Origin of the sequence: Pantoea sp. QMID4 (assembly GCF_030270445.1) — a bacterium.
In the GTDB taxonomy this organism is placed as follows: Bacteria; Pseudomonadota; Gammaproteobacteria; order Enterobacterales; family Enterobacteriaceae; genus Pantoea; species Pantoea vagans.
In genome coordinates this window covers 297,236-310,365 of sequence record NZ_BSXL01000004.1, presented here as the reverse complement: position 1 = coordinate 310,365, position 13,130 = coordinate 297,236, and the positions used below count along the sequence as shown (strand labels likewise).

Genomic DNA, 13,130 nt, shown 5'->3' with positions numbered 1-13,130 from the left:
ATTCCCCGGCCTGGCGTCTGACGCCATACCTCTGCTCCGATTGAGTGAGTGGTCACGGGCGTTTTTAGTCTAGACTTAACCGGACGATCTGTGACCGGCATTTGTCCGGCAGGAGAGGAATATGTCTCATCAATCCCTTACAGATGCCCGCCAGCGCTACCATCCCAGCCTGTTTCGCAGCTTTTTCCAGGGCAGCTTCCCCTGCTCCACCGCCTGCCGTACGCCAGGGAAACGTCTGGATATGGTGATCAGCAGCGGACACGATATGCTGCTGGAAAAAGATTATGCCGCGCTGGCTGTGCAGCATCTGCTCACCGCCCGCGACGGTGCGCGCTGGCATCTGATTGAAAAGATTCCCGGTCAGTATGACTGGCAGAGCTTTCTGCCCATGGTTGACGCCGCACGACGCCAGCAGATGGAACTCATCTGGGAGCTGGCGCACTTTGGTTATCCCGATCATCTTAATATCTGGAAAGCCGAATTTGTTGATCATTTTAGCCGGTTCGCCCGCGCGATGGCGCAACTGATGCGCGACCAGGGCATTGAGCGCCCCTTCTTTACGCCGGTGAATCAAATCTCATTCTGGTCGTGGGCTGGTGCGGATGTCGCCTGGTTTAATCCCCATGCCGCACAGCGTGGTAAAGAGCTGAAGCGCCAGCTGGTCCGTGCCTCGCTGGCGGCGATTCATGCGATTCGCGACGTCTATCCGGAGGCACGCTTTGTGCTGACCGACCCGCTGGTTCAGATTGCCCATCATCCTGATAACCCGGACAGCAAGCCTTATGCCGATGCGCATCACCAGGCGCAGTTTGAAGCCTGGGATATGCTGGCCGGTCGCGTTGATAAGGAGTTAGGCGGCAGTGAAGATTGCCTGGATATCCTCGGTCTGAACTACTATCCCGACAACCACTGGTTTTTCCCCAATCAGCCGATGTCACAGGAGGATCCGGTGCGCGAGCCGCTGCATATTCTGCTGGAGCAGTGCTGGCAGCGCTTCCGGCGTCCGATGCTGATTGCCGAAACCGGCGCAGAAGGTGATGCACGTGCGCCCTGGCTACAGGAGATCAGTGAAAATGTGGCGGTGGCGCTGGATCAGGGCATTGCGGTGGAGGGAATATCGCTCTATCCGGTGGTGGAATATCCCGCCTGGGCCGATGACCGGCGTTCGCCAGGTCCGCTGCTGGGATTGGCCGATCCCAATGGCAACCGAAACCTGCATGAGGCGTTAGCGCTGGTGTTGCGCAGTCAGCAGATTAAGTTTGCGACGCGGAATCAGACAGGCTGAGGCGGTGACTTTTTGGGGTGACAGGACTGAACGTCGAGCGTGGGGTCGGCAGGGTGACGAACGTCAGTGAGCCAGACCATGGTAAACAGGAAGGTCACCCCGATAAGGCAGGCAGCCAGTAAACCGATAATTGCGATTAATTTATCATCTCCGGAGTCCATCGCCTTCTCCTTATGCAGTCCGTTGGATCCCCTGTCTGCGTCAGCTCATCCAGAGCGTAATCATCAGCACAAAGATTATAAGCGTTACCGAGGTCACCACAAGCACCACTATCGCAAAGTGCGCATCGTCAAGTGACTGGCGAATCGGCTCATCGTGATCGTCGGGCGGCAAGGGCAAAGACATAACTATCCTGTGAAAAATAGGGGTAGCCAGCAGTGATGCGGTGGGTGACAGTGTAAATCAAAGGCTGATTATCGTCTGGTTTTTTCGTCTGAAAAATAAACCGGCCCGTGCCAGTACAGCACGGGCCTGAAATCAGACGCCGCGCCAGCGTCTGAAGATTAATGAGGTATTAATTCCGCCAAAGGCAAAATTGTTGCTCTGGATATAGTCGGTCTCCAGCTCTCGCGGCTCACCCATAATGTAATCCAGCTGACCACCTTCGGCGGCGGGTTGTGTCAGGTTAAGGGTTGGCGCAAACCACCCTTCGCGCATCATCTCAATACTCATCCAGGCTTCCAGCGCCCCACAGGCACCCAGCGTATGACCAAAATAGGATTTCAGTGAGGAGATCGGCGTCATTTCGCCAAACACCGCCGCCGTCGCCAGGCTTTCGGCCATATCACCCCGCTCAGTGGCCGTGCCGTGCGCATTCACGTAGCCCACTTCTGACGCCGTAATACCTGCGATCTGTAATGCCCGCTCGATGCAAATCTGCATGGTTTCCCGCTGCGGCTGCGTGATATGAGCCGCGTCGCAGTTGGTATGGAAACCGGTGAGCTCCGCATAAATGGTAGCACCGCGCGCCAGGGCATGGTCCAGCGACTCCAGGATCAACGTGCCGGCGCCTTCACCAATCACCAGACCGTCGCGCTGCTGATCAAAAGGCGCGGGCGTGGTGTGGGGCGCGTCGTTACGCTGGCTGGTGGCAAACAGCGTATCGAACACTGCGGCTTCCGACGGACAAAGCTCTTCGGCTCCCCCCGCCACCATCACCGTCTGATAGCCGTGACGAATCGCTTCCCAGGCATAGCCAATTGCCTGGCTGCCAGAGGTACAGGCGCTGGAGGTCGGGATCACCCGGCCGCGCAGACCGAAAAACAGCCCGGCATTAACTGCAGCGGTGTGCGGCATCATCTGCACATAGGTGGTGCCGGTAATATTGTTGGTGTGCTTTTCGGTCAGCATGGTGGCGAACTCACTGACCGGCCCGGTGCTGCCGGTCGACGAACCATAGGCGATACCCGTTTCTCCGCTGGTCAGCACCGGATGATCAATCAGGTCCGCCTGAGTCAGTGCCAGCTCGGTCGCGCGCGTTGCCAGCAGCGAAACACGGCCCATGGAGCGTATGCGCTTGCGGGTGTAGTGTGCAGGCAGTTCAAAGTTATCCACTGGCGCGCCCAGCAGAGTATGCAGCCCGTCATAAACCTGCCACTCCGGCATAAAACGCACCGCATTACGGCCAGCCCGGATGCGTGCCGAGATCTCAGCCCAGGACTCGCCAAAAGCGGTTACACCGCCCATGCCGGTTACAACGACCCGCTGGATCACAACATGCCTCCATTAATCGAAATCACCTGACGGGTTACGTAACCAGCGATATCGGACATCAGATAGCTCGCCAGCCCGGCAACCTCTTCAGCTGCGCCCATACGCTTCATCGGTACGATCTTCATCGCTTCCTCAATCACCTGCGGCTCCAGCCCTTCCATGCCGGTATCGATTAAGCCTGGCGCAATGCAGTTAACAGTGATTTTGCGCTTAGCGAGTTCAATCGCCAGCGCCTTAGTGGCACCGATAATGCCGGCCTTTGCTGCGCTGTAGTTCACCTGGCCGCGATTGCCCATCATCCCGGATACCGAAGAGAGCGTGATAATGCGGCCACCGCGTCGCAGACCGATCATCGGCATCACGCAGGGCTGAATCACGTTATAAAAGCTGTCGAGATTCGTATGGATAACGCTGTCCCACTCCTGATCCGTCAGCGCGGGAAAGGCTGCATCACGGCTGATACCGGCATTGCTCACCACACCATAATAGGCACCGTATTGCTCAATATCCGCCTCCAGCGCCGCGCGGGTTGCCGCCCGGTCAGCCACATCAAATCCCAGCACCCGGCCGCTGCCGCCTGCGGTTTCAATCTGCTGCAGGCACTGCTCAGCGCCTGCGCGATCGCGGTTAAAATGCACGATAACCTGATAGCCATCCTGGGCAAGACGCAGCGCAATCGCGCGGCCGATACCTTTACTGGCGCCCGTCACTAATACCGAATCTGTCATGGCTGATTTCCTTGTGACATTAATTGCTGTAACTCTTTTTCATTGGGTTGATAGGTGTTCAGACGACCGCTGGCGAGCCGTTGCGTGCCATAACGAATGTCGCCCTCAAAGCTGCCCATGCGGTCGTCGCGCATTAGCAGCGTCATCCGTATATCCAGCATCACATTGGCGGGAAAGCGCGGCTGCTCTGCCCGCCAGCCGCGTCCGCCCAGCAGCATACCGGGCGGGATCAGGGTTGCGCCGCCCTGCTTTGCATGCCAGCCCGACCAGACCCCCACGGTCTGCGCCATCATCTCGACGCCAAACCAGGCAGGCAGTTCCCCCTGTGGCGTCAGAAACGGAGCAAGTACACCACCGGTGCAGGTCGATACCTGGCAGTGAACGTGGTCTTCATCAACAGCTATCAGCTGATCAAGCAGCAGCATCGGCGCAGCATGCGGCAGCCAGAGTGCCGCGGGAGAATTAATATCCATCAAGGTGTCCCAGAATCAGACAGGTGTTGTTACCGCCAAAAGCGAATGAATTAGAGGCGATGACCGGCCGTTGCAGCGCCTGCGGCTGTAACAGTAATCCGCAATCCGGCAGCGTCTCATCCTGCAGCGCCTCACTGAAATCCTGGGCGGGCAGCGGCAAATTGTTTTGCAGAATCAGCACGCTGAGTGCGGCTTCGCACACGCCGGCTGCGCCGAGCGTATGGCCGGTCAGATGTTTGGTCGAACTGCACGGCACCGCATTGCCAGACAGACGCGCAATGACAGCCGCTTCCATCTGGTCGTTCAGCGGCGTCGCTGTGCCGTGCAGATTGATATAGCCTACCTGCTGCGGCAACAGATTCGCCTGTTGAAGTGCCATCCGCATTGCGCGTTCAGCGCCCTCACCCTGCGGATGGGGCGCGGACATATGCCAGGCGTCAGAAGATTCGCCCGAACCTAGCAGCGCCAGCGGCTGCGGCTCGCGCGTCAGCAGCATCAGCGCAGCCCCTTCGCCAATCGAGATGCCGTCACGATCGCGGCTGAACGGCGCGCAGCGACGCTGAGAGAGCGACTCCAGACTGTCGAAGCCGTTAATCGGCATTCGGCTTAGCGAGTCCGCCCCGCCCACCAGCGCAACATCCGCCAGCCCCGCCGCAATCAGCCGCTCACCACTGATGATGGCGCGGGCGCTGGAGGAGCAGGCGGTGGAGATGGTATAGGCCGGACCCTCCAGCTGCAGGTAGTGAGCCAGAAAACGTGAGGGATCGCCCAGCTCCTGCATCTGATAGTGATAATCGGGCTGGCTGCCGCAAACCTGCTGATCGCCCTCATCCACGCCCGAGGTGCTGGTGCCCAGTACAATCGCCACTCGGCCGGCACCATAGCAGGTAATCGCCGCGTCGAGGGCCGGACGAATCTGCGCCAGCGCAGCCAGCAGCAGCTGGTTATTGCGGGTGTTGTGCGCGCTCAGGGCTGCAGGAATGGGTGGCAGCTCGCCTTCGACCCTGCCGAGCCAGCAGGCGCGGTCACCGCTCAGCCAGCCGTGATGCCGCTGCATACCGGGTGCCTCACCTTTTTTCAGGTTCGCCGCGATCTGCTGCTTGTCATTACCCAGGGCATTCAGCATGCCGGTGTCAGAGATGTAAATCATGAGGCGTCCAGATGTTGAATGCGGATCTGATAGCCAAAGGCATGCTGCTGAATGCTGATCGGCTGGCGCTGATTACCGCGTTGCAGATAATCAATTTCGGTCACCACCTTGTTATCGGCATCGATGAGGCGTCGCGTTAACCCCTCATCCTGCAGCATCCAGCCTGGCGGCAGCTGTTTTTGCCACACCGCCAGCGGCCAGTAGCTGAGCATGATGTCGGCCAGCACCTGACTGGCGGGCGGCATCTGCGGCAACGGCATCAGCTGTTGAGTGTGAATGCCGCTGGCATCATAGCGCAGGCTGAACAGGCGGATGCCCACCGAGGAGAGCCCGGCCAGATCGATTTGCTGTTCATCGGCGCTGAGCAGCACCAGCAGTGACTGACTCTGGCCTTTTACCTGTCCGGTCAGCAACTGCTGTTGCTGGAAAGCGGGACGGATACCCGGCGGTGGCAGCGTCACCTTCACGCCCGGTTTCAGCCAGGCGGTGGGACGGCTGCTATCGGGTGCAGACCCGGCACAGGCGCTGAGCAGCAGAGCCGACAGCAGAATAAAGGCGGCGCGGATCATCGTTTACTCCTTGATCGGGTAGGTCGCATTGCCAGCGGCGACAGCAGGAAAGCGCTGAAGATACCGCTGCATAATACGGTGCCAAAACTGGCAATCGCGCTGGTGCTGCTGAAAACCAGCATTCCCAGCGTCAGTAACGTGGTGATCATCGCCAGCGACACCGCCAGCAACGAGGTCAGCGGCGTACCCTGCGGGTTGCTGAAAAATAGCGTGTAGTTAATGCCGATGCCCAGCACCAGAATCAGCGCCAGCAGCGCAAACAGGTTGAGCGATGCACCGATCCAGCCCAGTGTTGCCAGCGCTATCGCCAGCGACAGCAGCGACGGCAGCGCGCTGCGTAAGCCCGCCTTTAATCCCAGCCGCGCGACAAAACTCAGGGTAATCAGCAGCAGCGCCAGCGCCAGTAAGCCGCTAAGGAGGGTGCGCCAGAAGCTGAACAGCGAATCATAACTCGCTTTGCGGTCGATCCAGCTGACGCCCGCATGCTGCGTTGCCAGCGCCGCGAGTGCGGCACTGTTTTTTACGCCGCTGGTGGGGATCAATACGCCGCTCTGCCCGTCTGGCAGCGTCAGCCAGAGCAGACGCCAGCCTTCACTCAGTGGACTCGCCAGCCAGGCCTCTGGCGTCACCGGCATCGGCGTCAGAGCGGGCGCAGCGAGCGTAATTCCCGCCTGCTGCAGGCGGGTTGTAATCGTCGGGGCAGCCTGCTTCAACCGCTGCAGATCCTGCTGTTGCTGTGCCAGCGACGAGAGCGGAAGCAGACGATAATGTTGCAGCCAGCCCTGCTGCTGCGCCTTTTGCAGATCCGGTGCCAGTTTTTCCAGCCGCTGCAGCGTCTGCTGCGCGTTATCGCCCCAGACCACAAACCAGGTCTGATCGGCGCGCTGGCCTGTCAGCCCTGCCAGCTGGCGATCCTGCTCCAGCAGCTGTGCAGGGGCACTCTGCAGATGCGCGATGTCATCATCTACCCTGAGCTGGGCAATACCCGCCAGCGCGAAGATTGCCATCGCTACCGGTAATCCGACGCGCAGCGCACGCTGGCGACGCCAGGCAGCCAGCCAGCGCATCAGCGGCACCATCAGCGGCACCGGGCGCACAGGTAATCCCCGAACCAGATACGGATAAATCAGAATGACCGTCAGGCAGGAGGCGGTTAAGCCGCTGGCGGCAAACACGGCCAGCTGACGCAGCCCCGGAAACGGCGCCAGCAGCATCAGCAGCCAGGCGATGGCGGTGGTCGCGAGCGCCAGCAGCAGCGTGCCGCGGACTTTACGCAGGCTCTGCCAGGGCGTCTGCTGATCGCCATGCACCATGCGCTCGGTAAGATAATAGAGTGTGTAATCCGCCGAGATGCCCACGATGCTCAGGCTCATCACCAGCGTCATAAGATGCAGTTCACCGAAGCAAAGCAGCGTCATCACCGTGCCCGCCATTGCGCCGATCGCCACAGAAGTCACCGTCAGCAGCAGCGGACGCAGCGAGCGGAAGACCAGCAGCACCAGTAGTACGACCCCACCCAGCGTCACACTGCCCAGCGTTTTAACATCATGCTGCGCCCGCTGGCTGGCGTTGTCGCTGAACAGCACCGTGCCCCGCGTCAGCAGCTTCGCCTGCGGCCAGCGGCTTTTAAGCTGCTGCTCCAGTGCGCTGAGCCGGGTCACCAGCGCATGACTTTGCTGCATGCTAAAGGCGTTATTCGCCAGTTCGCCATGCAGAAAATACCAGGTGCGATCCTGTTCATCTTTTACGGTCAGCCAGCCATCATGCAGCGTCATGCGCCCGGCGTTTTGCGCCAGCGCCAGCTGTGAACCGCGCACCAGCATCAAAGGATCGCCCTGCAACTCTTTGCTGCTGACGCCTGAGAAGGCCGAAAACAGCTGTGCCAGTAACCAGTCCGCCTGCGCCCCGCCGCCGTTCTGCAACCGGCTGCGCGTCGCCTCATCAATCAGGCCGTTACGGTGTTGCCAGGCAAAACGGCCCCACTGCTGCTGCTGCTGCGCATCGAGACCGCCCTGCACCTGTTTCAGGTCAGGCAGCGCGCGCAGCTGAGCCAGCCACCAGGCGGCGACCTGGGGATCGTCCCGCTCACCGGGTGAAACCAGCCACACCATCTGGCGATCCAGCCGCTGCATAAAGCCCTGCTGCAGCGCAGGCGGTGCCGCGCCCAGATTCTGTTGCGGCAGCAGCGCCAGCACGCTGCTATTGAGCTGGCTGCGCGGCAGCAAGAAGGCGAGCGCGGCGGCCAGCAGCAGGCAGAGCGCCAGCCACACCAGAGCCAGCAGACGGTCATTCCGGCCCGGCAAAACGCGCCTGCTCCTCGTCGCTTAACTGCGGCGGTTCAATACGGGTGTTGCTGAGCTGAATCTGCGTCTTATCGCCCTGCTTATCGTCCAGATTAATGCTGTCGAGTAAAGCATTTCCCGCCAGCGAGATACGGTTAAATATTTTGTTGAGCGGCGCGACTTTAGGCGTCAGATCCAGCGTCCAGGCGCCATTGCCGCGATCGCTAAAGGCCACGCTGAAGTTCTCATTCAGCACCTTCTGATCGGCCTGGAATAGCGCCCGCAGCAGATGGTTGAACTGGAACATCTGCGGATTACTGTCAGCGGTGATCACCTGAGGCTTCTGGCCGCTGAGGCTCTGCACCATTCGTTTATCATCCAGCAGCAGGGTCATCACAAACGGCGTCTGCTGGTGCCACCACAATCCCTGTTCGCGAGCGATCAGTATCTGGCCATGCGACACAAGCGGTTGATGCATGCCTGAAATGGTGCGCGTCTGGGTGAAGTCTGCCCGGATCACTGGCTGACTGGCAAAACGGTGCTGCAGCTGGTCCAGCGTAACCGCGCTGGCGGCACTGGCCCACAGCAGCAGGCTGGTAAGCACAATTTTCAGCATCCTTTCACTCCTAAGCGTTCCAGTAAAATGTCGGGCGACACAAAGCATAACGCCTGACTCTCCTGCTCCACCGCTACCTGCAGGGTATGCGCTTTGGTGGTGATCTGATCGGCAGCGTTACGCACTTCATAGTCAATGCGCAGGCGGTTCTCATATTCCGTAATCCGCGCGCTGACCCGAATTGTCTCTTCGCAGCGCAGCGGCTGACGATATTTCACCCGGGTATCGACCACGGGCCAGACGTAGCCGCTGGCGGCCATTTCAGCATAGCTGTAATTAATGCTGCGCAGCAGGGCTTCGCGCGCCACTTCGAAAAACCGGAAATAGTTCCCGTGCCAGACCACGCCCATCGGGTCGCAGTCGTGGAATGAAACGGTCAGCACGACTTCGGCATGATGTTCAGTCATGGTCAGACTCCTTGTGGTGCGCCAGTTGATCAGGCAGCGTCCAGAAATCGAAAAAGTTGAACCAGTCGAGCGGTGCCAGCAGCGCATAATGGGCCAGCCGTTCCGCGTAGCGATCGACTGCCTGTTGCAGCGCCTGCTGACGTTGCGCTCGTGGCAGCAGCAGCGGATCGGCAAATGGCTCACAGTGGATACGCAGTTTACCCTGTTGCTGCAGCGCGAACATCAACAGCACCGGACAGCGCAATGCGGCCGCCAGCACAAAGGGGCCCTGAGGAAACGGCGCAGGGCGGCCCAGAAAGTCGCTCCAGATTACCCGACGCTCGCCGCCGCGCTGTGGATTCACTGCAGTACGATCGCCGACAATCGCTACCCATTCGCCCGCATCCAGCTTCTGTTGCAGCAGGATAGCCGTCTCCGGCCCGATATCGCTGACCGGCATCAGATTGACACCCGCCTGTGGAGCGATGGTTTCCAGTACTGCCCGAAAACGCCGGGCGTTGTCGGTAAATACCAGCGCGTTAATCACCAGTCCGCTGACCTGCTGCGCCATGGCGCGACAGGCTTCAATGTCGCCAAGATGAGACGCGAGAATCAGTTTGCCCTGCGGTGCAGGCGCACGGATCACCGCTTCCGCACCTGGCGCAAAATCGATATCCCGCCCCCAGCGCAGATCGCCGCGCCAGCTGGCAACTTTATCCAGCATTGCCCCGGCGAAGCGCAGGAAATGGCGGTAGCTGTTCAGCCGGGGGGGTAATGCAATCTGGCGCTGCTGCGCGGCGGTTTTCACCTGCGCCAGCCACTGTCGGGAGGCAGTGCGTGCGCGCTGACCGCTCAGCCAGTAAACCGCCACGACCGGCCAGAGCAGCAGCGTGAAAGGCAACCGACCGCCATAGCGATAGACCGCCAGCATAAAGCGTAATCCCCACTGCCCGCGCCGCTCCGTTTCCACAGACCAGTGCGCTGGCGGTTTGCGCATCGCCAGCAGACGGGGAATGCGCGGCAGCATGCCGAAAAAGAGCCGGGTGTGCATCCAGGAGATACGCAGGTTGTCATAGAGCGCATCGAAGTGCGACAGTCCGCTGGCGGGATAGGTGACGCAGGTCGGGATAAAGCGACTGCGGGTGCCCTGCCAGTAGAGCCGCACCATGATCTCGGTGTCGAAATCCATGCGCTGCCCGATAGCCCGGCGGTCGCACAGCGCTAACGTTGCGGTCAGCGGATAGACCCGGAAACCGCACATGCTGTCGCGGATGGACAGCGACAGCGTTTCAATCCAGACCCAGAAATGCGTGATGTAGCGGCCGTAAAGACGGGATTTGGGGACCGAATCGTCATAGCGCGGCTGACCGGAGATCAGCGCCTCGGGATAGTGCGCCGCTTCCGCCAGCATCAGCAGCAGATCTTCCACCTGATGCTGGCCGTCCGCATCGAGTTGCACCGCATGGGTGAAACCTCGTGCCGCCGCGGCCCGCAGGCCGTAGATCACTGCCGCGCCTTTGCCCTGATTACTGTCGAGCCGTAGCAGGCTGAGCTGCGGAGCGCGCAGCGTCGCCAGCTGAAGCTGGGTGGCTGCATCACTGCCGTCATCCACCACGATCACCGGCAGATTAAAGGGGGCCAGTCGCGCCATCACTGACGCCATCATTGCGCCGTGGTTGTAACAGGGGATCACCACGCAGGGCGAGAACGTGGCGCTTAACACAGCGCGATCTTCCCGTTGCTGGCACTCTGCTCGTCGTCGCCATTAAACAGGCTGTAACGGAAACTCAGACGCGATTTCTCAGCATCCCATTCAATACGCAGTTGTAACAGCGAGTCGGGTGGCACCGGCTGCTGAAATTTGATGTTTTCAATAGCGGCAAACTGTTTACCGGTCGCAAGTAGTGATACCCCGTAGTGCATCACCCAGTCGAGTTGAGCCACTCCGGGCAAAATCGGTAGCTCCGGAAAGTGGCCCTGGAACCAGAACAGTCCGGCTTCAATCTTCAGGGTCAGCGTCACGCTGTCCGCCTGCAGCTCCCGGCTGCGTTCAATCGGCAACATGGAAAAGTTCCTCTATTTGCGGCCAGGCGCGTTTACTTTGTGTGGTGGTCGGAATGGTGGCGACAACACGCCAGTAGCGCGGCATCGCCAGCGGTTCCAGCCAGCGCTGCAGCTGGCGCTTCCATTGCTGTCTGCGCTGATGCAGTGCTGCTTCGTCCAGCGTGCTGTTTAGCGACAACACGACGCCAATCGCCTGACGCTCATGACGCGTGATCACCAGCGCCGCAGCATCGTCTATCTCCGGCAGGTCGGTCAGACGGCGCTCCACTTCACTTAACGAGATGCGCTTATCACCGATTTTTACGATACGATCGTGACGTCCTGCCAGCTGAAATCCGCCGTCCGGCTGCATATTCAACCGATCGTCAAGCGGAAGGCCGCACTCACACGCAATGAGTGGCGACCAGACCTGCCAGCGTTCGGGCGTCACCTGCTCCAGCCTGATTGCCGGGAAGCAACGCCACGGCGCGTTGGTTCGATCACACTGACGCCAGGCCAGAGTACCGGTTTCGGTGCTGCCATAGATCTCACTGACAGCACAGCCAAAGCGCTGCCACACCCGTTCCGCATCGACACCGCGCAGTGCGCCACCGGCAGAGACAATCAGTTCACAGGCGGGCGCGACAAGCGCGCTGTCCAGCCGCGATAAAAAGGCCGGGCTGCTGATAAAGGCATAGCGGCAGTCGTGCGGAAGCTGAGCCAGCTGTTCACCATAAAACAGCGGCTGGGCGGAAAACGGCAGCCTGAGCATCATCGGCAAAAAAATCCGGAACGATAAACCGTAGAGATGCTGATGGCTGACCGAAGCGATGAACCGGCACCCTCGCAACTGCTCGCCCCACAGGTTGCGCAACCACTGGCTCTCCTGCTCCATCACCATCAGCGACTTCACCACCTGACGCGGTGAACCAGTGGATCCCGAGGTGAAGAGCACCAGCGCTGAAGACACGGGCAATGGCGGCAGCGGCCCCCGGACTTCTGCGTCGTCGCCTATCAGCAGCGGAAGGCTGACCGCCAGCGGCATGTCACCGAGTACACCATCCAGTTGCATTTCATCCAGCAGCGCGACACGGCTGTGTCCCGGCATCACCGGCGTTTTACCGGCGTACCAGCATGCCAGTAGCGCCACACAAAACCGGTAACTGTCATCAAAACAGAGCGCCCAGTATCTTCCTGGCTGTGCTGTTAAGCGCTGGCTAAGTGCCAGTACCTGACGACGCATCGTACTGAGCATCAGCGGTTGATCGCCGCGCCAGGCGACCTCGCGCTCGTCTCCTGTCAGCCAGTCAGCCACCCTCATGCTTTCCGCCTCACGCGCTGACGAATCAGCCATTCAGTCCCCATCAGCGCGGCAATGAGCAGATAGCTAATGCCGCCGTTCCACAGCGTCCAGAGCCGCAGATCGCCATTCAGACAGGTAAACAGCGCCATGCTGCCGTTGCCGATGAAAAACAGGCACCAGACCTGGGTGACGCGGCGGGTATAAGACACGGCAGCAGCAGGCAGCTCAGGCTCGCGCAACCGGGCGATGCGTTCTGCGAGCGGCATTGCGCTCCGGAGCGATGCGCCAAACACCAGCAGCATCGTCAGATTAACCGCCACCGGATACCACAGCAGCAGATGCTGAGCGCGTAACAGCTGGCTGCTGACACAAAGCAGCGCGCCGAGTAGCGCCAGCCAGCCCATGACCGCGCCCATAGCATTCTGCTGACGACGCAGCTGCAGCCAGCGCAGACTAAACAGCAGCGCCAGCAGCCAGAACAGTCCCTGCCAGTGAGGCTGAGTCAGTGCCAGCCAGACCAGCAGTGGCCAGGCCAGCAGCGTAAGCAGATTGAACAGACGAAGAGTGGCAGCAGGCACAGGG

The 13,130-nt window shown here is 60.2% G+C and carries 15 protein-coding genes; 1 reads left to right on the top strand and 14 read right to left on the bottom strand.

Features of this window, described 5'->3' with window-relative positions; all coding sequences use genetic code 11:
• The first annotated feature begins 121 nt into the window (after positions 1 to 121).
• Positions 122 to 1,285 (top strand): beta-glucosidase, encoded by a 1,164-nt coding sequence (locus QSK07_RS11225; RefSeq protein WP_285720678.1) that lies wholly within the window; start codon positions 122 to 124, stop codon positions 1,283 to 1,285.
• On the opposite strand, the gene QSK07_RS11220 is transcribed toward QSK07_RS11225, so the two are convergent.
• The 14 genes from QSK07_RS11220 to QSK07_RS11155 form a co-directional block, all read right to left on the bottom strand.
• On the bottom strand, positions 1,273 to 1,446 hold the full coding sequence (locus tag QSK07_RS11220) for a hypothetical protein (RefSeq protein WP_275219717.1): 174 nt from the start codon (positions 1,444 to 1,446) through the stop codon (positions 1,273 to 1,275). The two genes, QSK07_RS11225 and QSK07_RS11220, sit on opposite strands and share 13 nt — an antisense overlap.
• 40 nt (positions 1,447 to 1,486) lie before the next feature.
• Entirely contained in the window at positions 1,487 to 1,630 is a 144-nt protein-coding gene (locus tag QSK07_RS11215; RefSeq protein ID WP_275219718.1) for a hypothetical protein, read from the bottom strand.
• A gap of 132 nt (positions 1,631 to 1,762) precedes the next feature.
• On the bottom strand, positions 1,763 to 2,998 hold the full coding sequence (locus QSK07_RS11210) for a beta-ketoacyl-ACP synthase (RefSeq protein ID WP_285720679.1): 1,236 nt from the start codon (positions 2,996 to 2,998) through the stop codon (positions 1,763 to 1,765).
• On the bottom strand, positions 2,995 to 3,726 hold the full coding sequence (locus tag QSK07_RS11205) for a 3-ketoacyl-ACP reductase FabG2 (protein WP_285720680.1): 732 nt from the start codon (positions 3,724 to 3,726) through the stop codon (positions 2,995 to 2,997). Before QSK07_RS11205 ends, QSK07_RS11210 begins: the two co-directional genes overlap by 4 nt.
• The gene (locus QSK07_RS11200) at positions 3,723 to 4,199 is read right to left on the bottom strand and encodes a hotdog family protein (protein ID WP_098050983.1); all 477 of its coding nucleotides are present in this window, start codon (positions 4,197 to 4,199) and stop codon (positions 3,723 to 3,725) included. The genes QSK07_RS11205 and QSK07_RS11200 overlap by 4 nt, the downstream gene beginning before the upstream one ends.
• Positions 4,189 to 5,349: a beta-ketoacyl-[acyl-carrier-protein] synthase family protein gene (locus tag QSK07_RS11195; protein ID WP_285720681.1), complete on the bottom strand. Its 1,161-nt coding sequence runs from the start codon at positions 5,347 to 5,349 to the stop codon at positions 4,189 to 4,191. Before QSK07_RS11195 ends, QSK07_RS11200 begins: the two co-directional genes overlap by 11 nt.
• Positions 5,346 to 5,918 carry a DUF3261 domain-containing protein gene (locus QSK07_RS11190; RefSeq protein WP_098050985.1) on the bottom strand — a complete coding sequence of 191 codons (573 nt, stop codon included), beginning with the start codon at positions 5,916 to 5,918 and terminating at the stop codon, positions 5,346 to 5,348. Before QSK07_RS11190 ends, QSK07_RS11195 begins: the two co-directional genes overlap by 4 nt.
• Positions 5,915 to 8,221 carry an MMPL family transporter gene (locus QSK07_RS11185; RefSeq protein ID WP_285720682.1) on the bottom strand — a complete coding sequence of 769 codons (2,307 nt, stop codon included), beginning with the start codon at positions 8,219 to 8,221 and terminating at the stop codon, positions 5,915 to 5,917. Before QSK07_RS11185 ends, QSK07_RS11190 begins: the two co-directional genes overlap by 4 nt.
• A complete protein-coding gene (locus QSK07_RS11180) occupies positions 8,205 to 8,816 on the bottom strand; it encodes an outer membrane lipoprotein carrier protein LolA (RefSeq protein ID WP_098050987.1) in 612 nt (203 codons plus the stop codon). Before QSK07_RS11180 ends, QSK07_RS11185 begins: the two co-directional genes overlap by 17 nt.
• Complete coding sequence (locus QSK07_RS11175) at positions 8,810 to 9,223, bottom strand: acyl-CoA thioesterase (RefSeq protein WP_098050988.1); 414 nt, start codon at positions 9,221 to 9,223, stop codon at positions 8,810 to 8,812. The genes QSK07_RS11180 and QSK07_RS11175 overlap by 7 nt, the downstream gene beginning before the upstream one ends.
• Complete coding sequence (locus tag QSK07_RS11170; protein WP_285720683.1) at positions 9,216 to 10,925, bottom strand: glycosyltransferase family 2 protein; 1,710 nt, start codon at positions 10,923 to 10,925, stop codon at positions 9,216 to 9,218. The genes QSK07_RS11175 and QSK07_RS11170 overlap by 8 nt, the downstream gene beginning before the upstream one ends.
• Positions 10,919 to 11,266, bottom strand: a complete 348-nt coding sequence (locus QSK07_RS11165) for a 3-hydroxyacyl-ACP dehydratase FabZ family protein (protein WP_285720684.1) — start codon at positions 11,264 to 11,266, stop codon at positions 10,919 to 10,921. The genes QSK07_RS11170 and QSK07_RS11165 overlap by 7 nt, the downstream gene beginning before the upstream one ends.
• A complete protein-coding gene (locus tag QSK07_RS11160; RefSeq protein WP_285720993.1) occupies positions 11,253 to 12,566 on the bottom strand; it encodes an AMP-binding protein in 1,314 nt (437 codons plus the stop codon). Before QSK07_RS11160 ends, QSK07_RS11165 begins: the two co-directional genes overlap by 14 nt.
• Positions 12,563 to 13,126, bottom strand: coding sequence for a COG4648 family protein (locus tag QSK07_RS11155; protein WP_285720685.1), 564 nt, complete (start codon positions 13,124 to 13,126; stop codon positions 12,563 to 12,565). Before QSK07_RS11155 ends, QSK07_RS11160 begins: the two co-directional genes overlap by 4 nt.
• Between the last annotated feature and the right edge of the window lie 4 nt (positions 13,127 to 13,130).

What these genes read in the sequence shown, in the direction of transcription:
- QSK07_RS11225 (WP_285720678.1), top strand. Translation starts at nt 122, where the DNA reads ATGTCTCATCAATCCCTTACAGATGCCCGCCAGCGCTACCATCCCAGC.
- QSK07_RS11220 (WP_275219717.1), bottom strand. Translation starts at nt 1,446, where the DNA reads ATGGACTCCGGAGATGATAAATTAATCGCAATTATCGGTTTACTGGCT.
- QSK07_RS11215 (WP_275219718.1), bottom strand. Translation starts at nt 1,630, where the DNA reads ATGTCTTTGCCCTTGCCGCCCGACGATCACGATGAGCCGATTCGCCAG.
- QSK07_RS11205 (WP_285720680.1), bottom strand. Translation starts at nt 3,726, where the DNA reads ATGACAGATTCGGTATTAGTGACGGGCGCCAGTAAAGGTATCGGCCGC.
- QSK07_RS11200 (WP_098050983.1), bottom strand. Translation starts at nt 4,199, where the DNA reads ATGGATATTAATTCTCCCGCGGCACTCTGGCTGCCGCATGCTGCGCCG.
- QSK07_RS11195 (WP_285720681.1), bottom strand. Translation starts at nt 5,349, where the DNA reads ATGATTTACATCTCTGACACCGGCATGCTGAATGCCCTGGGTAATGAC.
- QSK07_RS11190 (WP_098050985.1), bottom strand. Translation starts at nt 5,918, where the DNA reads ATGATCCGCGCCGCCTTTATTCTGCTGTCGGCTCTGCTGCTCAGCGCC.
- QSK07_RS11180 (WP_098050987.1), bottom strand. Translation starts at nt 8,816, where the DNA reads ATGCTGAAAATTGTGCTTACCAGCCTGCTGCTGTGGGCCAGTGCCGCC.
- QSK07_RS11175 (WP_098050988.1), bottom strand. Translation starts at nt 9,223, where the DNA reads ATGACTGAACATCATGCCGAAGTCGTGCTGACCGTTTCATTCCACGAC.
- QSK07_RS11165 (WP_285720684.1), bottom strand. Translation starts at nt 11,266, where the DNA reads ATGTTGCCGATTGAACGCAGCCGGGAGCTGCAGGCGGACAGCGTGACG.
- QSK07_RS11160 (WP_285720993.1), bottom strand. Translation starts at nt 12,566, where the DNA reads ATGAGGGTGGCTGACTGGCTGACAGGAGACGAGCGCGAGGTCGCCTGG.